The 23,207-nt window shown below is 61.4% G+C and carries 29 protein-coding genes; 22 read left to right on the top strand and 7 right to left on the bottom strand.

The genetic code is table 11. The features are described 5' to 3' along the window. The first annotated feature begins 25 nt into the window (after nucleotides 1–25). Together IE188_RS09885 and IE188_RS09880 are read left to right on the top strand one after the other, a co-directional pair. Entirely contained in the window at nucleotides 26–613 is a 588-nt protein-coding gene (locus IE188_RS09885; protein WP_191286314.1) for an acyl-homoserine-lactone synthase, read from the top strand. Between the two features lie 237 nt (nucleotides 614–850). Then, the gene (locus IE188_RS09880) at nucleotides 851–1,435 is read left to right on the top strand and encodes an outer membrane protein (RefSeq protein WP_191286313.1); all 585 of its coding nucleotides are present in this window, start codon (nucleotides 851–853) and stop codon (nucleotides 1,433–1,435) included. Between the two features lie 100 nt (nucleotides 1,436–1,535). Here IE188_RS09880 and IE188_RS09875 read toward each other — a convergent pair whose 3' ends face one another. Further along, nucleotides 1,536–3,428 (bottom strand): acyl-CoA synthetase, encoded by a 1,893-nt coding sequence (locus IE188_RS09875; RefSeq protein WP_229836681.1) that lies wholly within the window; start codon nucleotides 3,426–3,428, stop codon nucleotides 1,536–1,538. Nucleotides 3,429–3,563: 135 nt separating this feature from the next. Further along, the gene (locus tag IE188_RS09870) at nucleotides 3,564–5,360 is read right to left on the bottom strand and encodes an ABC transporter transmembrane domain-containing protein (RefSeq protein ID WP_191286312.1); all 1,797 of its coding nucleotides are present in this window, start codon (nucleotides 5,358–5,360) and stop codon (nucleotides 3,564–3,566) included. A gap of 191 nt (nucleotides 5,361–5,551) precedes the next feature. Here IE188_RS09870 and IE188_RS09865 point away from each other — a divergent pair, with 191 nt between their 5' ends. Together IE188_RS09865 and IE188_RS09860 are read left to right on the top strand one after the other, a co-directional pair. Next, a complete protein-coding gene (locus IE188_RS09865) occupies nucleotides 5,552–5,944 on the top strand; it encodes a hypothetical protein (protein ID WP_191286311.1) in 393 nt (130 codons plus the stop codon). Then, nucleotides 5,941–6,435 (top strand): YdcF family protein, encoded by a 495-nt coding sequence (locus IE188_RS09860; RefSeq protein WP_191286310.1) that lies wholly within the window; start codon nucleotides 5,941–5,943, stop codon nucleotides 6,433–6,435. Before IE188_RS09865 ends, IE188_RS09860 begins: the two co-directional genes overlap by 4 nt. On the opposite strand, the gene IE188_RS09855 is transcribed toward IE188_RS09860, so the two are convergent. The 5 genes from IE188_RS09855 to IE188_RS09835 all read right to left on the bottom strand — a co-directional run bounded on the left by IE188_RS09855 (nucleotide 6,413) and on the right by IE188_RS09835 (nucleotide 8,933). Further along, nucleotides 6,413–6,835 (bottom strand): hypothetical protein, encoded by a 423-nt coding sequence (locus IE188_RS09855; RefSeq protein ID WP_229836680.1) that lies wholly within the window; start codon nucleotides 6,833–6,835, stop codon nucleotides 6,413–6,415. The genes IE188_RS09860 and IE188_RS09855 overlap by 23 nt on opposite strands. A 147-nt stretch (nucleotides 6,836–6,982) precedes the next feature. Beyond that, the gene (locus tag IE188_RS09850; RefSeq protein WP_191286309.1) at nucleotides 6,983–7,570 is read right to left on the bottom strand and encodes a rhodanese-like domain-containing protein; all 588 of its coding nucleotides are present in this window, start codon (nucleotides 7,568–7,570) and stop codon (nucleotides 6,983–6,985) included. Between the two features lie 21 nt (nucleotides 7,571–7,591). Further along, entirely contained in the window at nucleotides 7,592–7,912 is a 321-nt protein-coding gene (locus IE188_RS09845) for an antibiotic biosynthesis monooxygenase family protein (protein ID WP_191286308.1), read from the bottom strand. Between the two features lie 127 nt (nucleotides 7,913–8,039). Beyond that, nucleotides 8,040–8,432 (bottom strand): TFIIB-type zinc ribbon-containing protein, encoded by a 393-nt coding sequence (locus IE188_RS09840; RefSeq protein ID WP_191286307.1) that lies wholly within the window; start codon nucleotides 8,430–8,432, stop codon nucleotides 8,040–8,042. A gap of 93 nt (nucleotides 8,433–8,525) precedes the next feature. Then, nucleotides 8,526–8,933 (bottom strand): universal stress protein, encoded by a 408-nt coding sequence (locus IE188_RS09835; protein ID WP_191286306.1) that lies wholly within the window; start codon nucleotides 8,931–8,933, stop codon nucleotides 8,526–8,528. A 325-nt stretch (nucleotides 8,934–9,258) separates the two neighbouring features. On the opposite strand from IE188_RS09835, the gene ffh reads away from it, so the two are divergent. The 18 genes from ffh to IE188_RS09745 all read left to right on the top strand — a co-directional run bounded on the left by ffh (nucleotide 9,259) and on the right by IE188_RS09745 (nucleotide 23,207). Then, on the top strand, nucleotides 9,259–10,767 hold the full coding sequence (gene ffh / locus IE188_RS09830; protein ID WP_191286305.1) for a signal recognition particle protein: 1,509 nt from the start codon (nucleotides 9,259–9,261) through the stop codon (nucleotides 10,765–10,767). Between the two features lies 1 nt (nucleotide 10,768). Then, nucleotides 10,769–11,323, top strand: coding sequence for a GNAT family N-acetyltransferase (locus IE188_RS09825; RefSeq protein ID WP_308442447.1), 555 nt, complete (start codon nucleotides 10,769–10,771; stop codon nucleotides 11,321–11,323). A 29-nt stretch (nucleotides 11,324–11,352) separates the two neighbouring features. Next, nucleotides 11,353–11,649, top strand: coding sequence for a chorismate mutase (locus tag IE188_RS09820; RefSeq protein ID WP_191286348.1), 297 nt, complete (start codon nucleotides 11,353–11,355; stop codon nucleotides 11,647–11,649). 48 nt (nucleotides 11,650–11,697) lie between these two features. Then, complete coding sequence (gene rpsP / locus IE188_RS09815) at nucleotides 11,698–12,099, top strand: 30S ribosomal protein S16 (RefSeq protein ID WP_191286304.1); 402 nt, start codon at nucleotides 11,698–11,700, stop codon at nucleotides 12,097–12,099. 24 nt (nucleotides 12,100–12,123) lie between these two features. After that, nucleotides 12,124–12,753: a 5,6-dimethylbenzimidazole synthase gene (gene bluB / locus IE188_RS09810; RefSeq protein WP_191286303.1), complete on the top strand. Its 630-nt coding sequence runs from the start codon at nucleotides 12,124–12,126 to the stop codon at nucleotides 12,751–12,753. 21 nt (nucleotides 12,754–12,774) lie between these two features. Further along, a complete protein-coding gene (locus IE188_RS09805; RefSeq protein ID WP_177179290.1) occupies nucleotides 12,775–12,924 on the top strand; it encodes a hypothetical protein in 150 nt (49 codons plus the stop codon). Then, nucleotides 12,921–13,433, top strand: coding sequence for a ribosome maturation factor RimM (gene rimM / locus IE188_RS09800; RefSeq protein WP_191286302.1), 513 nt, complete (start codon nucleotides 12,921–12,923; stop codon nucleotides 13,431–13,433). The genes IE188_RS09805 and rimM overlap by 4 nt, the downstream gene beginning before the upstream one ends. Then, nucleotides 13,430–14,236 carry a hypothetical protein gene (locus IE188_RS09795; RefSeq protein WP_191286301.1) on the top strand — a complete coding sequence of 269 codons (807 nt, stop codon included), beginning with the start codon at nucleotides 13,430–13,432 and terminating at the stop codon, nucleotides 14,234–14,236. The genes rimM and IE188_RS09795 overlap by 4 nt, the downstream gene beginning before the upstream one ends. 97 nt (nucleotides 14,237–14,333) lie before the next feature. Next, the gene (trmD, locus tag IE188_RS09790; RefSeq protein ID WP_229836703.1) at nucleotides 14,334–15,140 is read left to right on the top strand and encodes a tRNA (guanosine(37)-N1)-methyltransferase TrmD; all 807 of its coding nucleotides are present in this window, start codon (nucleotides 14,334–14,336) and stop codon (nucleotides 15,138–15,140) included. 328 nt (nucleotides 15,141–15,468) lie between these two features. Further along, a complete protein-coding gene (locus tag IE188_RS09785; RefSeq protein WP_191286299.1) occupies nucleotides 15,469–15,636 on the top strand; it encodes a hypothetical protein in 168 nt (55 codons plus the stop codon). Nucleotides 15,637–15,969: 333 nt separating this feature from the next. Then, complete coding sequence (rplS, locus tag IE188_RS09780; protein WP_191286298.1) at nucleotides 15,970–16,344, top strand: 50S ribosomal protein L19; 375 nt, start codon at nucleotides 15,970–15,972, stop codon at nucleotides 16,342–16,344. Between the two features lie 11 nt (nucleotides 16,345–16,355). Further along, entirely contained in the window at nucleotides 16,356–16,577 is a 222-nt protein-coding gene (rpmE, locus tag IE188_RS09775; RefSeq protein WP_191286297.1) for a 50S ribosomal protein L31, read from the top strand. A 113-nt stretch (nucleotides 16,578–16,690) separates the two neighbouring features. Further along, nucleotides 16,691–17,389, top strand: a complete 699-nt coding sequence (locus IE188_RS09770) for a DUF4336 domain-containing protein (RefSeq protein WP_191286296.1) — start codon at nucleotides 16,691–16,693, stop codon at nucleotides 17,387–17,389. 146 nt (nucleotides 17,390–17,535) lie between these two features. Further along, a complete protein-coding gene (locus IE188_RS09765) occupies nucleotides 17,536–18,348 on the top strand; it encodes a division plane positioning ATPase MipZ (protein ID WP_191286295.1) in 813 nt (270 codons plus the stop codon). A 60-nt stretch (nucleotides 18,349–18,408) separates the two neighbouring features. Beyond that, the gene (locus IE188_RS09760; RefSeq protein WP_191286294.1) at nucleotides 18,409–19,356 is read left to right on the top strand and encodes an ABC transporter permease; all 948 of its coding nucleotides are present in this window, start codon (nucleotides 18,409–18,411) and stop codon (nucleotides 19,354–19,356) included. Next, nucleotides 19,353–20,177, top strand: coding sequence for an ABC transporter permease (locus tag IE188_RS09755; protein WP_191286293.1), 825 nt, complete (start codon nucleotides 19,353–19,355; stop codon nucleotides 20,175–20,177). Before IE188_RS09760 ends, IE188_RS09755 begins: the two co-directional genes overlap by 4 nt. Beyond that, on the top strand, nucleotides 20,174–21,766 hold the full coding sequence (locus IE188_RS09750; RefSeq protein ID WP_191286292.1) for an ABC transporter ATP-binding protein: 1,593 nt from the start codon (nucleotides 20,174–20,176) through the stop codon (nucleotides 21,764–21,766). Before IE188_RS09755 ends, IE188_RS09750 begins: the two co-directional genes overlap by 4 nt. Continuing rightward, nucleotides 21,756–23,207: an aldehyde dehydrogenase family protein gene (locus IE188_RS09745; RefSeq protein WP_407648228.1), complete on the top strand. Its 1,452-nt coding sequence runs from the start codon at nucleotides 21,756–21,758 to the stop codon at nucleotides 23,205–23,207. Before IE188_RS09750 ends, IE188_RS09745 begins: the two co-directional genes overlap by 11 nt.

Below are 23,207 nucleotides of genomic sequence, written 5' to 3'. Positions count from 1 at the left end.
TTTCTTAACCAAACTGGAGGATGTCATGCAGACGACCACACTTTCTTTCGCCAATCTACACAACCATGGCGAGTTATTTGCGAATTTGCTTCGCGCTAGACGGCAGAGTTTCATCGTGCAGAACCGCTGGGATCTGCCCGAAGCCCTGGGAATGGAATTCGACCAGTACGACACCCCGGCCAGCCGTTGGGTCGCGGTCCACGAATTTGGCCGAGTTCTGGCGGGCATTCGACTGACACCCACCACCGCGCGGTGCGGGGTCTATACCTATATGATCCGCGATGCGCAGTTGGGCTTGTTGGATTCGATCCCCTCGGACCTTTTGTACGAAGAAGCCCCGGTGGCGGAAAACATCTGGGAAAGCAGCCGCGTGTTTGTGGCCCACGACACACCGCAGCGCGCACGGCGTCTGGTGCATGCGCATCTGATCTCGGAAATGACGAAATCCGCCCGCGATCTGGGCGCAACGCAGGTACTGGGATTGATCCCGGCCAGTTGGCCGCGCTGGTCCAAACGCGTCGGTCTTGACACCACCGCCGCCGGCCGGGTGATGGAGATTGACGGGATCGACAATCAGGTTGTGTCGATCGACCTGTCGGGCAAGCTGCATTGATCGGGTCATTCACCCCGGTTTCACTGCTACAAATTTCTGTGATCAGGGCGCGAAAACCGCGCCCTTTTCGCTATATCGGCAAAGATCGACCGACCGTTCAGGTCGCTGGGCAAAACCTCGCCACGAGGCCGTGACAGGCGGCCACACCCCCTTCCATCCGTACCTTTTGAACCTAAATATGAACCAGAAGGACCTAAGCCTCGTATTGGGGCCATATCAAACGAGAGGATGGAACAAATGTTGAAGACCCTTTCCTACACTGCAGCAGCCATTGCGATGACGGCGACGACCGCCCTTGCCGGCAGCATGTCCGAGCCCACGCCCGAGCCGACCATCGCCTATGCCCCTGCCCCCGCCGCCACACCGGATTGGACCGGTGCCTATGTTGGTGGCCAGATCGGGTTTGCCGATGTTGGCACCACTGCCGCAGGCATTGAAGGTGACGGCGTGATCGGCGGTCTGACCGCAGGTTATGATTTCGATATGGGCAACTGGGTTGCCGGTGTCGGTATCGACTATGACTGGGCCGATGTCGATCTGGCCGGCGCCGCAACGCTTGAAAACGTTCTGCGCGTGAAGGCGCGCGGCGGCTACAAGATGGGCGATGGTCTGCTTTACGCGACCGCCGGTTATGCGAATGCCTATACTGATACACTGGGTGACAGCGACGGCTATTTCGTCGGTGCGGGCTATGAACATCGCGTGACCAGTTCGTTCAACATCGGTGCCGAAGCTCTGTATCACGAGTTCTCGGATTTCAACGGCAGCGGCATCGACGTCGACGCAACAACGGTTCAGTTGCGCGGCACGTTCCGCTTCTGATCCTTGGTGCACCCCGAAACAACAATGGCGCGCCCGTTCGGCGCGCCATTCTTTTTTCAGGTCGTGCCCTTGCCTGAACCGCAAGGCCGGTCTGTTATGATCAGTCCATCCACTCGAACGGGCGGGTAAACTCGCCCAGGCAGTGTGCCACGGCTTCGTGATCCACATCGCCCGTGGCGCGCAACCGCGCGACCAGACCGCGTTTCTTGTCGTCAATCACCTCGACCACATGTGCGGCATGGCCTGCATCGGCCAGCGCCTTGTCGTAGACGCGGGTGATCGCTGATTTGCGCAGGTCTGGCTTGAACACCTTGCCGACAGCGGTTTTGGGCAATTCGTCCACGATCTCGATATGTTTCGGCAGGGCGGCTTTTTCGTGGATGTGCTTCTTGGCATAGGCCATCAGTTCGTCCACCGTGACCTGCGCACCGCCCACGAGTTCGACATAGGCGCAAGGCAGTTCCCCGGAATAGCTGTCGGGTTGCCCGATGGCCCCGACCATGGCCACCGCATCGTGCCCGGCCAGAACCTCTTCGATCTCGGCCGGATCAATATTGTGCCCGCCCCGGATGATCAGATCCTTCGCGCGCCCCGTGATCCACAGATACCCGTCTTCATCCAGCCGCCCCAGATCGCCCGTGCGCAGATAGCTGCCATAGGCGAACAGCCCCTGGTTCTTGGCCTCTTCCGTATAGGTGTTGCCCGCGAATACGCCAGGATTGGACAGGCAGATCTCACCCACCTCGTCGACCTCATGTTCCTTCAGGACATTGCCGCTTTCGTCGCAGGTCAGAATCTTCACGTCTGTGTAAGGGAACGGCACACCCACAGATCCGACCTTCTTGTCGCCCGTCGGCGGGTTGCAGGACACCAGGCAGGTGGCTTCGGTCAGCCCGTAGCCTTCGACGATGGTCACCCCGGTGGCGGCGACAAAGCGGTTATAAAGCTCGATCGGCAGCGGGGCCGAGCCGGAAAACGCGGTTTTCAATGACGAGACATCGGCATCCACCGGGCGCTGCATCAGGGCCGAGATTGCCGTCGGCACGGTGATCATGAAACTGACCTTGTAGCGCTCGATCAACTTCCAGAAATTGTCAAACACCCCGTCGCCGCGATAGCCCGCAGGGGTTGGATGCACGAAATGGCTGCCTGCCATCAGAACCGACATCCAGATCACATGTACGGCAAAGACGTGGAACAGCGGCAGGGGGCAGATGATCACATCGTTTTCGTCGAACAGAAGGCTCGACCCGAGCCAGCCGTTGTAAACCATGCCTGAATATTTGTGCTGCGCCACCTTGGGCGTGCCCGTTGTGCCGCCGGTGTGGAAATAGGCCGCCACGCGATCTTCGGGCGTGTCGGTGAAATCGAGCGTTTTGTTCTGGCGCGACATCTCGGCCACGAAATCCAGCACACGCGCCTTGTGCGTCACCGGGTTCTTGGGGCGAAGCAGCGGCACAAGCCAGCTTTTCGGCGGGCTGAGATAGCGGTTCAGGTCGATCTCAAGCACCGTATGGACATCAGGGGCCATCGCGACGGATTTCGCCGCCAGTTGCGCCACCTCGGATTTCGGGAAGGATTTCAGCGTCACCAGAACCTTCGCCCCGGTTTCACGCAGGATGCCCGAGACCTGTTCGGCATCCAGCAGCGGGTTGATCGGATTGATGATCCCGGCAATCCCCCCGCCCATCAAGGTATAGATCGTTTCGTTGCAATTGGGCAGCAGGAAGGCCACCACGTCCTTTTCCCCGATGCCCAGCGACCGAAACAGGTTCGCCGCCTGACAGGTCCGTTCCAGCATCTCGCGCCAGGTCACGGTTTCCTTGGCATCCGTCGGGCCAGAGGTCAGCTGATAGGACGCTGCCGGTCGGTCCGGAAACTTCTTCGCCGTCCGCTCCAGCATCTGATACAGCGTGACGGGTTTGTCTCGGGCGTCCCAGTCCATCTCGGCCTCGACCGCATTGCGGTCTTTCATCGAGCCAAAATCATACATTCATCATCCTCCCCTGCGCCCGGTCAGACGGGCGGTCATTTGATCACAAGAATGCGGTCAAATCCCGCCCCCCGCAAGTGTGACGTGACGTGGCGAATTTGGGTGACGCTGGGGGAGGTTAGCGGGCGCCGACCCTCAGGCCATACCTTCGGTAAACTGCAAGCGAGCCAGACGGGCGTAAAGACCGTCCTGCGCCACCAGTTCGTCATGCGTGCCCTGTGCGACAATGCGGCCCTCGTCAAAAACGACGATCCGATCAGCCTTTTTCACCGTGGCCAGACGGTGCGCCACAATAAGCGTGGTGCGCCCCTGGGCCAGTTCGTCAACGGCTTGCTGCACCAAACGTTCGCTTTCGGCGTCCAGCGCCGATGTCGCCTCGTCCAGAAGCAGGATGGGTGCGTCACGCAGGATCGCGCGGGCGATGGCAATGCGCTGTTTCTGCCCCCCCGACAGCATCACACCACGTTCGCCCACATAGGTGTCATAGCCTTCGGGCAGACGTTCCAGAAACTCGTGCGCAGCGGCGGCGCGGGCGGCGGCTTCAACCTCGGCATCCGTCGCGTCGGGGCGGCCAAAGCGGATGTTTTCGCGCGCCGAGGCGGCAAAGATCACCGCGTCCTGCGGCACCAGCGCCACGTATTTGCGGAACTCGTCCCGACGCATCTGGCGCAGATCGACCCCATCCAGCAACACCGCCCCGTCTTCGGGATCATAGAAACGCTGGATCAGTTGAATGATGGTCGACTTGCCCGCGCCGGACGGTCCGACCAGCGCCACGGTTTCACCCGGTGATACGGTCAGCGATACCCCCTCCAGCGCCGCCTGATTGGGGCGCGCGGGATAGTGGAAGGTCACATTGTCGAACTCGATCGCGCCTTTCGGCCGTTCGGTGATGGCAATCGGGTTGACCGGATCCTTGACCGCGTCTTCGGCGTTCAAAAGCTCGACCAGTCGTTCGGTGGCCCCTGCGGCGCGTTGCAGTTCGCTCCAGATTTCCGACAGGGCCCCGACGGCGCCGGCGACCATCACAGAATAGATCACGAACTGCACCAGCGCGCCGATCGAGATATTGCCCGCGGTCACATCGCGCATTCCGATCCACAAGACCCCCACGACGCCCGAAAAGATCAGCGAAATGACAATCACCGTCATCACCGCACGGGTGCCGATGCGGCGTTTGGCCGAGATGAAGCTTTCCTCGGTCAGCCCAGAAAACTCGCCACGGCTCAGGTCTTCGTGGGTGAACGCCTGCACGGTTTGGACCGACAGTAATGCTTCGGACGCATTGCCCGAGCTTTTGGCGATCCATTCCTGGTTTTCGCGCCCCAGCACCCGCAAACGCCGCCCCAGCACGATGATCGGCACGATCACGATCGGCACGATCAGCAGCACCAGCCCCGTCAGCTTGGCTGATGTCAGCAGCATCAGGACCAGACCACCCAGGAAGATGAACACATTGCGCAGCGCGACCGACACAGATGACCCGATCACCGACAGGATCAACGTCGTATCCGTGGTGATGCGACTCAGCACTTCGCCGGTCATGATGTTTTCATAGAAAGCAGGGCTCATCCCGACGACACGGTCAAAGACCGCCTTGCGAATGTCGGCCACGACCCGTTCGCCCAGCCGCGTCACTAGGTAATAGCGCAGCCCGGTGCCAAGGGCGAGCAAGCTGGCCACCACCAGCGCCGCCAGGAAATACTTGTCCAGCAGTTGCGTGGTGGCTTCGCCAAACCCATCGACAACCCGACGCACCGCAATCGGCAGGACCAGCGAGATGCCAGCGGTGAACACCAACGCACAGAACGCCGCCAGTATCCACAACCGATAGGGCTGCATGAAGGGCCACAGCCCGGCCAATGCACCAATGCGTTTGGATTTCTCGCGTTCGTCCATTTCGACCCTGGACGCCCCTGCCTGTCTTGCCATATGACCCGCTCCTTTCGGGCAGAGATAGCCGGGCGCGACGCGACGCACAAGCTGAACTGCGGTTCGGGAATGTCGCAGAGCGGACAAGGTGACCTGGCGTCACCGAAATGTGCGGGTCACGGGTCTTTCATAAAACCGCCCCCGAATGCTATCATCCGGCGCAGAAGCAGGCCGATGAAGGACCGCGTATCATGTTTGTTTTCAATCGTATCCCCACGCTGACCGGCGTCGCGCTCGTGCTTGGTCTGACTGCCTGTGCGACGCCGCAACAACACTGCATCGCCGGGGCGAGTGCTGACGTGAGAACGCTCCAGTCCCAGATCGAAACTGCCGAGACCAACATCGCACGCGGCTATGCGCTGCACCGGCAGTCGATTCCCATCACCAACACGCGGGTGTGCTACGATGCCAAGAAGCGGCCCTATACCTGTCACCGCACCGCGTATCGCCAGATTGAAACCCCGGTCACGATCGACATCGGCAATGAAAAGGCCAAGCTGGCCAGCCTGAAGGCGAAACTCGGCCAGGCGCAGCGCAAGGCTGCCGCGGGGATCAAGGCCTGTCGCCAGACCTATCCGGAATGACCCGTGTCGCCATCGTTCTGGGGGCGGCTGTGCGGCCGGACGGATCAGCCTCGCCCGCGCTTGCGCGGCGGGCACGGGCGGCGGCAGATCTGTATCAGCGCGGACAGGTCGACCAGATCATCGCATCCGGCGGCGTGCCCCGCGCGGGCCACAGCGAAGCCAGCGTGATCGCCCAGATCTGCGTGCAGGCCGGGGTGCCACCTGCGGCCATCCAGATCGAGGATCAATCCGCCAACACGTTGGAAAATATCAGAAATTCGAAGACACTGCTGCCGCCCAGCGCACAGGTCGTGCTGGTCACGGATCGCTATCACGCGTTTCGCGCGCGCCTGACTGCGCGCGAGTTCGGCTTGTCGCCGGTCAGCGAGTCGCCCTCTTTGATGCCCAACAAGGTGCACCGGATCATCCGGGGATATGGCCGCGAGGCGGCGGCGCTGTCGCTTTACGTCCTGCGCCGGGTGGGGCGGATCATTTCGCAACCGTCACGGTAAGTGATGTGCCGGTGCTGCCGCTGCCATAGATGCGCACGAACACGGTGGCCCCGCCCTGTACCAGACGTTTCGCGGCCTGCGGATCAATGGATCCGTTCATCACCATGCGCTCCATGATCGCGCGATTGTCAATCGACCCGAAAAACGGATCGAACTCGTCCCCCGGCTGGCTGATGCCATAGCGGTGGAAATTGGCCCGATCCTGACGCAGAATCTGCCAGGGTTGGCTTAGCCGCGCGCCTTTGGAGTTGAACAGGTCGGGCTGGCCGATATAGGCCACATAGGATCCGATCAGGTCTTGCGCCTGGGCGGGGGCGCTGTTCAGGCACGACAGGGCCAATCCTGCCGCAATCGCGGCAAAGCCCATGCCAAACCGTCGTCTTTGGGTTGCTTGCGCCATTGTCTCACCCTCTGTTCGATGCGTTCAACTTGGGGGGCTTGTGGCGTCGGGTCAATGGGCGGGGCGTTTCTTCGCCGAACTGCCCCTATTGTGCAACGCACGGTGGCCGCGCGACACGAGCAGACCACCCGCGCCGCGCCACCCGCTTCACTGAGGGTCCGTCACGGTCAGCCCCAACAGGCGCCAGGCTTGCATACCACCGCGATAGTAATGGATCTTGTCTGCGGGATACCCTGCTTCGATCATCCGGCGTGCCGCTGTCGGAGATTGTCCACACCAGTTGCCGTTGCAGAACAGGGCCACGGTTTTGGCGCCGTCGCAATCGAACCCGTCGAAATCAATCTCGCACCCCAGTTCGTCCAGACGATCCGGTGCCTCGTTATAGGGGATCGAGATGGCACCGGGAATTGTGCCGCCTGCGTGATCGGCGGGCACGCGGCTGTCGACCACGATCACCTCGGGATCTTGCAGCATGTCCAGAAGCTCCAACTCGCCAATCGGGGTCACACCGGGCGCGGGCACCATGGGTTGGACACAGAAATTCGGACACGGACGCGAGGTCTGCGCCCATTCCCCGGTGATCTGGTTATCCGGATCGGGAATGCGCGAAATCTCGACCGGGCCAGAAGATGTCTCGACCGTGACCGAGGCGACATCCGGGCGGATGTTCACCCCATCGGCCAGCGCGGGTGTGGCCAGCAACACAGTGGCCAGAACAGCAATCTTGGTTTTCATGGGCGTCCCTTTCCACATCGCTCAGTCAAAGGTTTCGAACACGTCATACATGACAGGCTCAAAGCTCTTGCACAGGGTCGCGATGACCCGGTTGCGTTCGCGCATCTCGTCGGTGCGCAGCATGGCCTGAAAATCCTCGCGCCTTTTCCATTGGGAATAGTTGGCAATCCGCGTCTGCGCGTCGTTGACATGCAGACCGGCGGCGACGAAACCCGGCTGCTTCGAGATGAACTGCTGATACGCATCCGTCAGTGCATCCAGCAGATCCTGACAGGTGCCGGGCGTCATTTCAAACGTGGTGATAACGGTTTGATAATCGGGGGCTTTGCTGATCTTTGGCATGGCTTCCTCCTGTTGATGGGGAAAGCCTAATGCCTTTCACGCGCCAGATGAACATCAGATTTGAGGGTGGGCGGAAATGGCTCACCCCCAACACCTGTCGCCAGCCCGTTCGGGTCCCGACTGCGGATCAGTCGAAGTCAAAAATTTCCGACAGGATCGACTTGCCGCGCTTGCGCTTATAGCGTTTCGCATGGCGGTAGTCGTCGTCATAATCGTCGTCGTCATCATCATAGCGATACCGATCCTTGCGCGACGGCTTCCGGTGCCGGCGATCGTCGCGATCATCGCGGCGGGCGCTGCGCGGCGCATCTGCGGTGATCGGTCCCGGCAGGTCGCGCGGATCGGCAGGCGCGGAGGCAGGATCGGGATCCGGCAGCACCACGGCGGGGGTCGCCTTTTCGATGATCTTGTCCAATTCACCGCGATCCAGCCAGACCCCGCGGCAGTCGGGGCAATAGTCGATCTCGACCCCGTGGCGTTCCGTCATCAAAAGCTCTGTTCCATCAATCGGACATTTCATGTGCTGGCTCCTCCTGCCTTTTCGATCAATGATGTAGGCACGAAAAAACGGGCCGCAAGAGCCCGTTTTCCCAACAATCCCGTGATGCGCGGACTATCGCGACACATGCACCGCGCAAGGCGCATGGCGCACGACGCGGGCGGCGGTCGATCCCAGAAAGAAATCGGTCAGGCCGGGCCGGTGCGAGGCAACGACGATGCAATCCACGCCGTGACGCTTTGCATAATCGACAATGGCGTGACCGGCATGGCCCGACACGACCTTGATGGCGATGTTGTCCTCGCCCTTCAGTTCTTCGGCCATGCGACGTTCCAGTTCGTGCACATTGTCTTCCAATTGGCCTTCGGGCAGGTATTGGGCGACGTAAGCCGGCACCTCTTCCATCACATGCAGGGCCGTGATGCTGGCCCCTTTTTCGGCGATGGCCTTGGCGATGCTCAACGCTTCCTTTGTATCCCGCTCATGATCCAGTGCGATCGGCACGAGGACATTCTTGTACATCTCGGCGCTCCTGTGTTTCGAGTGTTCCGTTTCCCATATTGCATATGCCAACCCGCTATGCACAACCATGATACAGGTCAATTCACGCCGGGCATCGAACAGAGGTGCGGCATTCCTTGACAGCAAGGGTCAAGCGGGCTATTTCCGCCCCAACTCCGGGAGTCGCTAAGCTTCCGGTCCCATGGCTTTTGCCGGGATCGCCCTCTGTCAGCGCGTTGCGCCCACAGGGGCGTTCATCGTTTGGTCGGTTGGCTTGGCTTGGTCCTTGGGAAATGCGCAGCCTGCCCCTATCTGGGGACTAACGAAACGGCAAAGGAGCCGAGATATGTTCGAAAGCCTGTCAGACCGCCTGTCCGGTGTCTTTGACCGCCTGACGAAACAGGGTGCGCTCTCTGAAGATGACGTGAAAACGGCCCTGCGCGAAGTCCGCGTGGCATTGCTTGAGGCCGACGTCTCGCTGCCCGTGGCGCGTGATTTCATCAAGAAGGTGCAGGAACAAGCCACAGGTCAGGCCGTCACCAAATCCGTGACCCCCGGCCAGCAGGTCGTAAAGATTGTTCACGATGCGTTGGTCGAAGTGTTGACCGGCGAAGGTGAACCGGGTGCCTTGAAGATCGACAACCCCCCTGCCCCGATCCTGATGGTCGGCCTGCAAGGGGGCGGAAAAACGACGACGACCGCCAAGCTGGCCAAGCGTCTGAAGGAAAAAGACGGCAAGCGTGTGCTGATGGCCTCGCTTGACGTGTATCGCCCGGCGGCGATGGACCAGCTGGCCATTCTGGGCACGCAGGTGGGCGTTGACACGCTGCCCATTGTACCGGGCCAGAAACCCGTCGACATCGCCAAGCGCGCCAAGCAACAGGCGACGATGGGCGGCTATGACGTCTATATGCTGGACACCGCAGGCCGGTTGCACATCGACGAAGTCCTGATGGACGAGGTCGAGCAGGTCTCGGCCGTGGTCAACCCCCGCGAAACGCTTCTGGTGGTCGATGGTCTGACCGGTCAGGTCGCGGTCGAGGTTGCACAGGAATTTGACGACAAGGTCGGCATCTCGGGCGTGGTTCTGACCCGGATGGATGGCGACGGGCGCGGCGGTGCGGCCCTGTCGATGCGCGCCGTGACCGGCAAGCCGATCAAATATGTCGGCCTTGGCGAAAAGATGGACGCGCTGGAAACGTTCGAGCCTGAGCGAATCGCGGGCCGCATTCTGGGCATGGGCGATATTGTTTCGCTGGTCGAAAAAGCGCAGGAAACCATCGAGGCCGAACAGGCCGAGCGCATGATGAAGCGTTTTCAGAAGGGTCAGTTCAACATGAACGACCTGAAAATGCAGCTTGAGCAAATGATCAAGATGGGCGGTATGCAAGGGATCATGGGGATGATGCCGGGCATGAAGAAGATGGCTAAACAGGCCGAGGCCGCTGGCATGGACGACAAGGTTCTGAAACAGCAGATCGCGCTGATCCAGTCGATGACCAAACGCGAACGCGCCAACCCGCAAATCCTGCAAGCCAGCCGCAAGAAGCGCATTGCAGCGGGTGCAGGCATGGAAGTGTCCGACCTGAACAAACTTCTGAAAATGCAGCGCCAGATGGGCGACATGATGAAGAAGATGGGCAAGATGGGCAAAGGCAAGATGCTGAAACAGGCCATGTCCGGCATGTTCGGCAAAGGCGGTGGAATGCCGGATATGGGCGGCATGGACCCGTCGTCGATGGACCCCAAGGCGCTGGAAGCCGCGGCGAAAGCGATGGGCGCCAAGGGTGGCCTGCCCGGTCTGGGCGGTGGCGGATTGCCCCCCGGCCTGTCTGGTTTCGGGAAGAAGAAGTGACGTGACCTTTACCACCCTTGATATCCCACGGCTTGAGACCGAGCGCCTGATCATGCGGGCGCCGTGCGAAGCGGATTTCGACGCCGAGGCCGCGTTCTTCGCCTCGGATGCCTCGAAGTTCGTGGGTGGCCCGATACGCCCAGACGAAACATGGCGTATGATCGCCATGCTGCTGGGGCATTGGGCGATGCGCGGTTATGGCTTTTGGGGCGTCGAAGAAAAAGAAACCGGCTCCTATGTGGGCCATGTCGGGCTGTGGTGCCCGCACAGTTGGCCCGAGCCGGAAATCGGCTGGACCCTGATGAACCACGCCACCGGAAAAGGCTATGCCACCGAAGCCGCACTCGCGGCCCGGACCTATGCCTATGACATTCTGGGATGGGATACGGCAATCTCGTTGATCGACCCGAACAATACGGGCAGCAAGGCCGTGGCCAAGCGTCTGGGCGCGATGTTTGATTACACCTATGATCATCCCGCATTTGGCGAAGTGCATATCTGGCGGCACCCGGCACCTTCCGATCTGGTGAACGGCGGAGCAGAGGCTTATTCATGAGCGACACACCCAAAAACCAGTCCCCTGCCATGACCGATGACGTGACCCGCGCCGCAGCACTGTTGAAAGACCACCGCCAGTCTATCGACCGGCTGGATGCGATCTTGGTCTATACGCTGGGCGAACGGTTCAAACACACGCAGGCGGTGGGCAAGCTGAAAGCCGAACACGATCTGCCACCATCGGACCCCGACCGCGAAGCCAAGCAGATCGAACGTCTGGAAGACCTGTCGCGCCGCGCCAATCTGGACCCGGAATTCGCCAAGAAATTCCTGAACTTCATCATTGATGAGGTGATCAGGCATCACAAGAAACATCAGGAATGATTGGGGCAATGCCCCGCTCAAATAGCTAGAAAAACAGGAGAAACTCTTATGGCTATGAAAATTCGTCTCGCCCGTGGCGGCTCGAAAAAACGTCCCTTCTATCGTGTGGTTGCCACCGACTCGCGCATGCCGCGCGATGGCCGCTTCATCGAAAAGCTGGGCACCTACAACCCGCTTCTGCCGAAAGACTCGGAAGAGCGTGTGAAACTGGACATGGAACGCGTGCAATACTGGCTGGACCAGGGCGCACAGCCGTCCGACCGCGTGTCGCGCTTCCTGGAAGCCGCTGGCGTTCTGGAAAAGAAAGAGCGTGCAAACCTGAAAAAAGGTGAGCCGGGCAAGAAAGCTCAGGAGCGTCTGCAGGAAAAAGCCGACAAGGCCGCCGCTGCTGCCGAGGCTGCTGCCGCCCCGGCCGAAGAGCCTGCCGAAGAAGCCGCTTCGGAAGAATAAACTCCGGCGCGGAGCAGGTCTGACATGCACAGCTTTTCACGTGCGTTCCAGTCGGATCTTGAAGATCTGATGCGTTGGCGGCGCGATGTGCGCCGCTTTCGCAGCGATCCTGTGGACGAGGCACTCCTGCAAGAGTGCCTCGACGCGTTTCTGCTGGCGCCGTCTGTGGGGCTGTCAGAACCCTGGCGGGTGATCCGCGTGGAAAGCGATGCGGCGCGTGCCGCGGCGCTGGACAACTTCACAGAAGCAAATGACGATGCCTTGCAGGGCTATTCTGGCGACAAGGCTCAACTGTATGCCGGGCTGAAACTGTCCGGGATGCAGGACGCGCCGGTGCAACTGGCCGTTTTCAGCGACGAGGGAACGGCGAAAGGCGCCGGCCTTGGTGCAGCCACCATGCCCGAGATGCGCCGCTATTCCGTGGTCTCGGCGATCATGCTGTTCTGGCTGGCGGTGCGCGCCCGCGGGCTTGGTCTGGGCTGGGTGTCGATCCTTGACCCGGCGCGGCTGAGCCGTGATCTTGGTGTTCCGGCCAACTGGGAACTGGTCGGCTATTTCTGTCTGGGATGGCCGGAAACGGTGGACGACAGCCCGGAACTTGAACATGCGGGCTGGGAGGCGCGGCGCGGGTCGTTGCCCATCGAAACCCGCTGACACCGACGCAGGAGCAGTGACATGGGTTTGCTATTTCGCCCCTTTCGGTTGATCCTGATTGTCGGGGCCGGGTTTCTGGCCGGGTTGCTGTTTGAACGAAATTCGATGACGGACCGCTGTCTTGACCGGGGTGGTGCCGTTGATCGGGGCATTTGCGTAGGTGTGGAATGAGCGAAGATCGGATTTGCGTGGGTGCGATTGCCGGGGCTTATGGCGTGAAGGGCGAGGTGCGGGTGAAAAGTTTCTGCGCCGAACCGGACGCGATCGGCGACTACAGCCCGCTCTGGTCCGAGGATGGCAGTCGCCAGTTTGCCCTGACGCTGGATCGCCCGATCAAGAATGGATTTGCAGCCCGGATCGACGGTGTGCACACGAAGGAAGACGCCGATGCACTGCGCGGCACCCGGCTGTTTGCCGACCGAAGCGCATTGCCCAACCTGCCGGATGACGAATATTACCACGCGGACCTGATCGGTCTGGTGGTGCTGGACACGGGCGGGCGTGAATTGGGGCGCGTGTCTGCGGTGCACAATCACGGCGCCAGTGACGTGCTGGAGGTGCAGGGACCCGGCCTGAAAACCGGCGCACTTCTTCCCTTTACGCTTGAGGCGGTGCCGACCGTCGACCTCGCGGCAGGACGGATCATCGCCGACCCGCCAAAAGGCGTCTTTCCGGAATGACGCATGTGATCGTCCATGCCGGGTTTCACAAAACCGGCACGACAAGCCTTCAGGATTTTCTTGCCCAGAACCGCACAGCCCTTGCACCGTGGCTCGATTACTACGGTCAGCGGGATTTCATGAATGCAGGCGCTGCCGCCCGCCTCTATGCTCAGCGCCCGTTTCCGCATCGCCTGTATGTGTTTCGCAGGGCGTTTCGCACGTTTCTGGCCGCGATCCCCGATCACGACACGATCATCCTGTCGCGCGAAAGTTTCTCAGGCGGAATGCCCGGACACCGGATGTTGGGCGGGCGAATGATCACGTCCTACCTGCCGGCGGCGCGCAGATTGGCGCGCTCTATCGTGAAAGAACTGCGCCTGCGCTTTGGCCCGGATGTGACGATCACGTTTTTCTACACGACCCGCGAACGCGAGGCGTGGCTGCGCTCCGTCCATGGGCATCTGTTGCGCTCAATCCGCCTGACCGATGATTACGACACCTTTCGCGGGCGGTTCCCGATGGACATAGCCCCGATTGAACAGGCGCGGCAGATGGCAGACGCGCTGTCCCCCATACCGGTCGTCACCGCCGCGCTCGAGGATCATGCCGACGACCCGCATGGCCTGGCCAGCGCGTTGCTGGACCTGGCAGATGTGCCTGCGGCTGTGCGTGCTGACCTCGCCCCTGCCCCGCACAGGAACCGTGGACAGGGTGAAAATCTGCGCGCGACATTTCTGGCTTTGAACCGGCAGCGCCTTTCGAAGCAGGAACTGAAAGCGCAGAAAGAACGTCTGCTGGCGCCGCATCGTCGCACGCCCTGACTTCCCCCCCCAACCGAAACCCGGTATGGGAAACGCCATGACGGACAAACCAAAGCGCCCTGAACCGGACACACCCACAAGCCCCAAGGCCCGTGGGATGAAATCGCATGGCAAGATCGCGGTTTCAGCCTCGATCAAACCGCGCGCGTTGATGACCGACACGCCGCGCTATGCCGGGGTCTGGACGGCCAAGGTGATCACCCTGTTTCCGTCGGCCTTCCCCGGTGTGCTGGGCGAAAGCCTGACGGGGCGGGCCTTGAAGGACGGGCTGTGGGCGCTGGAGCCCATTGACCTGCGCCCGTTTGGCGAGGGCAGGCATCGCAACGTCGACGATACCCCGGCAGGCGGCGGTGCGGGCATGGTGCTGCGTGCGGATGTGTTGGGCCAGGCCATTGACACGGCCCAATCAGGCGTGACCAGGGATCGCGCCAAGTGGCCCATCCTCTATATGTCGCCGCGTGGGCGCCCACTGGATCAGGCCATGGCCCGCAGGTTTGCCGCCTGCGACGGGATGACCATACTTTGTGGGCGGTTTGAAGGCGTCGATGAACGGGTACTGGAAGAATACGAGGTTGAAGAGGTTAGCCTGGGCGATTTCGTTCTGACCGGGGGCGAGATCGCGGCCCAGGCCCTGCTGGACGCCACCGTGCGGCTTCTGCCCGGCGTCCTGGGCAACGAAGCCTCGACCGAAGAGGAAAGTTTCTCCGCCGGGCTTCTGGAACACCCGCAATACACCCGCCCCGCAACGTGGCGCGGACGCCCCATCCCCGAGGTTCTGATGTCCGGCCATCACGGCAAGATCGCGGATTGGCGGCGCGAGAAGAGCGAACAACTTACGCGCGAACGGCGGCCCGATCTGTGGGAATCATTGCGGCGAAACCGCGACGAGGACGGGGCGGATTGACCCGGTTCGCCGCATTTCAATCAAGGCTTTTTTGTGGCTTTGTTTCGAAAAGTGCAACTGTCCGCGATCTGCACCCGAAACTGTTTCGAAAACCCTTAAAGTAAAACGGGTTATATCCTTTTGCACTCGCCATTTATGGGGAACCGAGAAAGGTGAATTTGTGTCATTTTCGGGGCGTGTAACGTTGAATTAACGATAGACCGACCCACCATTGCAAGAGATACCGCAGACCATCACGCGACCATCTTTCTTAGTCTCTTTTCGATTGAAAACAGTTTGTGAACTTCGAACTCTGAACGACCGGATAACGGCAGGAAAGGTAAACGACATGGAACTCTTGATCACTGCAAAACAGAACCGCATCAACGCACTGAACGCCCTTGCACAGAAGAAGCGTGCAGCCTGCACCCCGCGCCCATCGGCGGAATTGAAGCGTCGCATCCCGATGTTTCGCACGGCGCGCACCGGGTTTTCGGCCCCCCTCGTCCTAGCTTGACGAACACCACTCACGGACGCCGAAACACGGGAAGCTGCGCCAGGCACAGGGCGCAGCTTCCGCTTTTTCGGGGGGGCTGCGCACCTTCATTCTGTCCTTGATCCGGGGGGGCAATGCCCCTATACACCGCTCGTCTGCCACTCGTTCGAGTCGCGCGGGCGTTTTTCATTTGGGGTGGTGTGTTCTTCTGCATCCAACGACCCGGCTGAAAAACAGACAAGAAACGACGGACGACCTCCTGCGGGCGCGATGGCGGACCCGGTGAAGACAAGGAGCTCTTGGACGGCAGCTAACTTTGCGGACCAACCGCAAGCACAGATAGGAGATGGTCAGATGAACCTGATCGCAGAGCTTGAGGCGGAACAGATTGCCGCCCTGGGAAAGGATATTCCCGATTTCAAAGCCGGTGACACCATTCGCGTCGGCTTCAAGGTGACCGAAGGGTCGCGCACCCGTGTGCAGAACTATGAAGGCGTGTGCATCAGCCGCAAAAACGGGTCGGGCATTGCCGGATCGTTCACCGTGCGCAAGATTTCCTTCGGCGAAGGCGTGGAGCGTGTGTTCCCGCTGCACTCGACCAACATCGACTCGATCACCGTGGTGCGTCGTGGTCGCGTGCGTCGCGCCAAGATGTATTACCTGCGCAGCCGCCGTGGTAAATCGGCCCGTATCGCAGAAGATGCCAACTACAAAGCCAAGAAAGCATAAGGAGCGTCGTTATGAAAAAGGATATTCATCCCGACTATCACATGATCGACGTCAAGATGACCGACGGCACGATCGTTCAGATGCGCTCGACCTGGGGCAAGGAAGGCGACACGCTGGCGCTGGACATCGACCCCTCGGCGCACCCCGCCTGGACCGGTGGCGGCACCCGCCTGCTGGACACTGGCGGACGCGTGTCGAAATTCAAGTCGAAATACGAAGGGTTCGGCTTCTAAGCCCAACCTTTTTCCAAGACAGAAACGCCGTCCCAACCGGGGCGGCGTTTTTCGTTGCGGGTCGTGACAAGCCCCCCTAGCCTTGGCGACGAACCATCGGCAGGGGGCGCAGGATGATCTCACAATTTGGGCCAGAGATCTGGCTGGCTGACGGCCCCTCGATCAAAGCCGCCGCTGGCTTTCACTATCCGACGCGCATGGTGGTGATCCGGTTGCCGGGCAACGACCTGTTCGTCTGGTCCCCCATCGCACTGACGGACGCACTGAGGCACGAGGTGTTCGCCCTTGGCCGGGTGACATACCTGATCGCCCCCAACACCCTGCATCACGTTTTCATGTCTGACTGGATCGCGGCTTTTCCAGACGCGGTCCCCTTTGCCGCGCCGGGACTGCCTGCGAAAAGAAGCGACATCGCCTTTGCCGGCACTTTGTCCGATACGCCAGAAACCGTCTGGGTCGGTGCCATCGACCAGATCGCCTTTACCGGAAACGCCATCACCACCGAGATCGTGTTTTTTCACCGCCCCAGTGGCACGATCCTGTTCACCGACCTACTTCAGCAACTGCCCAAGGGCTGGTTTTCCGGCTGGCGGGCCGTCATCGCGCGCCTTGACCTGATGACCGAGCCTGAAGCTGCAGTGCCCCGGAAATTTCGAATCGCCTTTCGAGACAAGGCCGCCCTGCAACAGGCTGTGCACCGGGTGAAATCATGGGAATCGCAAGCGGTCATCATAGCGCATGGATCACCCGTGACGGATAACGCGCGCGCCTTTCTTGACCGCGCCTTTGCATGGGTTCCCGGTGTCGATTAGCATCCAACCCAATAGGGCCGCCGCACCCCACCTATGGCATTGAAGACTCAACCCCGATTTCAATGCGCGCAGCATCTTCCCCCCGTTGGGCTTCGTATCTATAGTCCCCGCACATAAGAAGCTGCACAACAGTCGGGGATACAGGCGTGGCGCATATCATTGTGGTCGGAAACGAAAAGGGCGGGGCTGGCAAATCCACCGTGTCCATGCATGTGGCAACGGCGCTGGCGCGGCTGGGCCACAAGGTCGGGGTGCTTGATCTGGACCTGCGCCAGAAGACATTTGGCCGCTTTGTCGAAAACCGCAAGGCCACCATGGCACGCGAAGGCGTCGATCTGGCGACCCCTGAATACCATGACTTGCCCGAGGTCGATCCTGCCACATTGAAACCCGGCGAAAACCCCTATGACCGGCGCCTGTCCATGGCCGTCGCAGCACTTGAGGCGGATCGCGATTTCATCATCATTGACTGCCCCGGATCGCATACGCGCCTCAGCCAGGTGGCCCATTCGCTGGCCGACACGCTGATCACGCCGCTCAATGACAGTTTCGTCGATTTCGACCTGCTGGCACATATCGACCCGGACACGAACAAGGTCAAAGGCCCGTCTGTCTATTCCGAGATGGTGTGGAACGCGCGGCAGTTGCGCGCCAAGGCCGGGCTGAAACCGATCGACTGGGTTGTCGTGCGCAACCGTCTGGGCGCGCAAATGATGCACAACAAGAAAAAGATGGGGGACGCGGTCGAAGACCTGTCCAAGCGCATTGGCTTTCGCGTGGCGCCAGGCTTCAACGAACGGGTGATCTTCCGCGAACTGTTCCCGCGCGGCCTGACCTTGCTTGACCTGCGCGACGTGGGTGTTGTGGGGCAGATGAACATCTCGAACGTGGCGGCCCGTCAGGAATTGCGTGAGCTGATGAAGGCGTTGAACCTGCCCGGTGTCGAGGTGAAGATCTAACCGGCCTCCGCCGCGTTTTCCCCCTTTCCGAAGGGCGTGGCCCCGACTACGCTCGCCCTCATGTTGCGTTTCGTCCTGACCCGCGCCTTGTCGCTTGGCCTGAGCCTTGTGGTTGCCTCGCTGGTGATCTTCGCGATGATCGAGGTTATTCCGGGCGACCCCGCGTCTTTCATGCTGGGCCTGAATGCGCAGCCAGAAACGGTGGCGGCACTGCGCAAGGAACTTGGATTGGATGGATCACTGCCCGCCCGCTATCTGGGCTGGGTCGGCGGCATGATCACAGGGGATTTCGGCCTGTCCTATACCTATCGTGTGCCGGTGTCCGAACTGGTGATGGAGCGGCTTCAGGTCTCGTTGCCGCTGGCGCTTTTTGCGCTGTGTCTGTCCACCCTGATCGCCATCCCGGTTGGCCTCGTCGCCGCGGCCCGGCGCGGCAATCCCGCCGATTATGCCATCATGGGGGCGACGCAACTGGGCATCGCGGTGCCGAATTTCTGGTTTGCGATGTTGTTGGTGATGGTCTTTGCGGTGCAGCTTCGCTGGTTTTCCGCAGGCGGCTTTCCCGGTTGGGACGCGGGCGTCTGGCCCGCGATGAAGGCGTTGACGCTGCCTGCGGTGGCCTTGGCCCTGCCGCAGGCGTCCATTCTGGCGCGGGTCATGCGGTCATCGCTGCTGGACGTGCTGCATCAGGACTATATGCGCACCGCCCGCGCCAAGGGGTTGAGTGTCGCGCAAGCCACCCGCCGCCACGCCCTGCGCAACGCGTTGATCCCGGTTCTGACCATCATCGGGCTGCAATTCAGCTTTCTTCTGGCGGGCGCGATCATCATTGAAAACGTCTTTTTCCTGCCCGGCCTTGGGCGGCTGATCTTTCAGGCGATCACGCAGCGCGATCTTGTGGTCGTTGAAAGCGTGGTGATGCTGCTGGTCTTTGCGGTGATCCTTGTGACCTTTCTGGTCGATGTGGCCTATGCGCTGGTCGACCCCCGTTTGCGGAGGCGCCGATGACCCGGCTGCCCGCCCAGCTTTGGATCGGCGCGGTGCTGAGCACCGTGCTGCTGTCCGCCGCGCTTCTGTCCTTCCTCTGGACACCCCATGACGTGACCACACTGACGATCAGCGCCAAGCTGCGCGCACCCTCAACCGAGTATCTGCTGGGCACCGACCATTTCGGGCGCGACCTTCTGTCCATGCTGATGGAGGGCGGGCGCATATCCATCGCCGTCGCCGTTCTGGCCGTCGGCATCGGAATGGTGATCGGCGTGCCGCTTGGTCTGATGGCTGCCGCCAACCGGGGCGGCTGGCTGGACGAGGTGATCATGCGCGGCAACGATCTGATCTTTGCCTTCCCCTCGCTGGTCATCGCCATCCTGATCACCGCAACCTTCGGCCCTTCGGCCACCAACGCGATCATCGCCATCGGCATATTCAACATCCCCGTTTTCGCCCGCGTGGCGCGTGGCGGCGCGCTGACGATCTGGACGCAGGAATTCATCATGGCCGCACGGGTGGCGGGCAAAGGCAAGGCGCGTATCAGCGCTGAACACATCTTGCCCAACATCGCCAACCTGCTGATCGTCCAAGGCACCATCCAATTCTCGCTTGGCATTCTGGCCGAGGCGGGGCTGAGCTATGTAGGGCTTGGCGCACAACCCCCGACCGCCAGCTGGGGGCGGATGCTGGCGGATGCGCAGACCATGATCTATTCTCACCCACGCCTGGCCATCGCGCCGGGTCTGGCCATTGTCGCGATGGTGCTGGGCCTGAACCTGATGGGCGATGGTCTGCGCGATCTGCTGGACCCCCGGATCAGAAGGGCGCGCATATGATCCGTGTCGCCGACCTGTCGCTGTCCATCCATAGCGCCCCGATCCTGCACGACGTGGACCTGTCCATCGCGCCTGGGCAGGTGGTTGGGCTGGTCGGCGAAAGCGGGTCTGGCAAGTCGATGACGGCGCTGGCCCTCATGGGGCTTTTGCCGCGCGGCATGACCCGAACGGGGCAGATATGGCTGGACGACACTGACCTTGCCGCGCTGGATGAAGCCGCGATGTGCAACATTCGCGGGCGTCGCATCTCGATGATCTTTCAGGAACCGATGACCGCGCTGAACCCGGTGAAAACCATCGGCGATCAGGTGGCAGAGGCGTTGTTGATCCACGGGCGCGCCAATCGCAACGATGCCCTGCGCATCGCCGCCGAGAAACTGGCCCGCGTGGGCCTTCCGCAAGACCGCTTCCCGCTGGATCGCTATCCGCACGAGTTGTCAGGTGGGCAGCGGCAGCGCGTCTGCATTGCCATGGCCATCGCCCTGCATCCCGACCTTTTGATCGCGGACGAACCAACCACCGCGCTGGACGTCACCACACAGGCGCAAATCCTTGACCTGCTGAAAGAACTGGTCGCCGAGGACGGCATGGGGCTTCTGCTGATCACGCATGACCTTGCCGTGGTCGCAGGCATGGCCGATCACGTCGCCGTCATGCGCAAGGGCGAGATCGTTGAGCAGGGGGACACCGAAACCCTGTTTCGCACCATGTCACACCCCTATACGCGCCAGTTGCTTGAGGCGTCGGGCCATGTGCCGGACGGTCAGGCCATTCCCCAAGATGCCCCGCTGCTTGAGGTCCGCGGCGCGGTGCGAGACTACCCCTTGCCGCGCACGTCCCTGTTCGGCCCAGCCCCGCAATTTCGTGCCGTGGATGGCGTCAGCTTCACGCTGATGAAAGGTGAAAGCCTTGGACTGGTTGGCGAAAGCGGCTGCGGGAAGTCCACGCTCAGCCGCGCCATTCTGGGATTGGAGCCGTTGCAGGGCGGGGAAATCCTTTTGAACGGGACACCCATTGCACCCGATATGCCGCCCGCCCGACGCGCTGGCTTGCAAGTGGTGTTTCAAGACCCTTACGGCAGCTTCAATCCGCGATGGACCGTGGAACGATTGGTCGCCGAGCCGTTTCACCTGCTGGGCAGCCGCCCCCATGACTGGCGCGACCGTGTGCGCGATGCGCTGGCCGAGGTGGGCCTGGACGCAGCCGCCATGACGCGCTATCCGCACGAGTTTTCCGGCGGTCAGCGCCAGCGCATCGCCATCGCGCGTGCCCTGATCCTGCGACCGGAACTGATCATCCTTGATGAAGCGGTATCGGCGCTGGATGTATCCATCCGCGCCGGTATCCTCGACCTGCTGGCAGACCTTCAGGCGCGTCATGGAATGGGCTATCTGTTCATCAGCCATGACCTTGGCGTCGTGCGCTCGATCACCGACCGGGTTCTGGTGATGAAGGCCGGGCAAATCGTCGAGGACGGCGCCACGGACGCGGTCTTTGCCGCGCCCCGACACGCCTATACGCAAACCCTGATCAACGCGGCACCAATCATCCCGCCCGCGTGGAAGGAGGCCCAAATCAATGAAGCATGAGATGAAAGAGCTTTGGTTCGATCCAACCGAAATCCTGATTGGCGGGGACTGGCGCAAGACCGCACATACGCTGCCCGTCGAAGACCCCTCAACGGGCGAGACCTTCGCGCAGATCGCGCGCGGAGCCGCACCCGAGATCGACGCCGCCGTGTCCGCCGCCAAAGCCGCGCTGGAAGGTGATTGGGGCCGCATGACCGCCACCGAACGCGGACGCATCCTGACGCGGATCGGGCAGTTGGTGGAAACGCGGGTGGATGATCTGGCGACGCTGGAATCGCACGATGTGGGCAAGCCCCTGACCCAAGCGCGCAATGACGCCTTGGCGCTGGCGCGATACATGGAATTTTATGGCGGGGCCGCCGACAAGGTGATGGGCGAAACGATCCCCTATCTGGACGGCTATACCGTCTATACCCTGCGTGAACCGCATGGAGTCACGGGCCATATCGTGCCGTGGAATTACCCGATGCAAATCATTGGGCGTTCGGTCGGGGCGGCGCTGGCAATGGGTAATGCCTGCGTTCTGAAACCCGCTGAAGAAGCCTGCCTGACTGCGCTAGCTTTCGCGCGACTGGCCGAAGAGGCCGGGTTGCCCAAAGGCGCGCTGAACGTCGTGACGGGACTGGGCGAGGAGGCTGGCGCGGCCTTGTCCGCCCATCCCGGCGTGAACCATATCAGTTTCACCGGATCGGTGCCGGTGGGTGGGCTGGTGCAGGCCGCTGCCGCGCAAAACGTGGTGCCGGTAACGCTGGAGCTTGGCGGCAAGTCGCCTCAACTTGTGTTCGACGATGCCGACATTGATGCCGCCCTGCCCTTCCTTGTCAGCGCATGTATCCAGAACGCGGGCCAGACCTGTTCGGCCAGTTCGCGGGTGCTGGTCCAGCGCGGGGTCTATGATGACGTGGTGGCGCGGATGGGTGCGGCCTATGACGCCTTGCAGGTGGGGCCTGCGAGGGCCGATCTGAATGTTGGTCCCCTGATCTCGTCCCGTCAGAAAGAGATTGTCGAAACCTTTCTGGCGCAGGGCAGCGATCTGCGTATCGCGGGACGGGGACAAATCACGGACGCACCCGAAGGCGGGCATTACGTGGCCCCGACCCTTTTTGCCGATGTATCGCCAGATCACCCGCTGGCATGCTACGAGGTGTTCGGCCCGGTGCAAGTCGTCATCCCGTTTGATACTGAGGCGGAAGCCGCGCAGATTGCCAACGCGACCGATTACGGGCTGGTGGCCAGCATCTGGACGGCCGATGGAGCACGGCAGATGCGACTGGCCAAACGGCTGCGTGCGGGACAGGTGTTCATCAACAACTACGGCGCGGGCGGCGGGGTCGAACTGCCCTTCGGGGGCGTCGGCAAATCCGGGCACGGGCGCGAAAAGGGGTTCGAGGCGCTTTACGGCTTCTCGCAATTGAAAACCGTCGCGGCGAAACACGGCTAG

The sequence above is a fragment of the Aliiroseovarius zhejiangensis genome (genome assembly GCF_014656375.1).
GTDB classification, from domain to species: Bacteria; Pseudomonadota; Alphaproteobacteria; order Rhodobacterales; family Rhodobacteraceae; genus Aliiroseovarius; species Aliiroseovarius zhejiangensis.
This window is presented reverse-complemented; position numbering and strand designations above follow the sequence as displayed.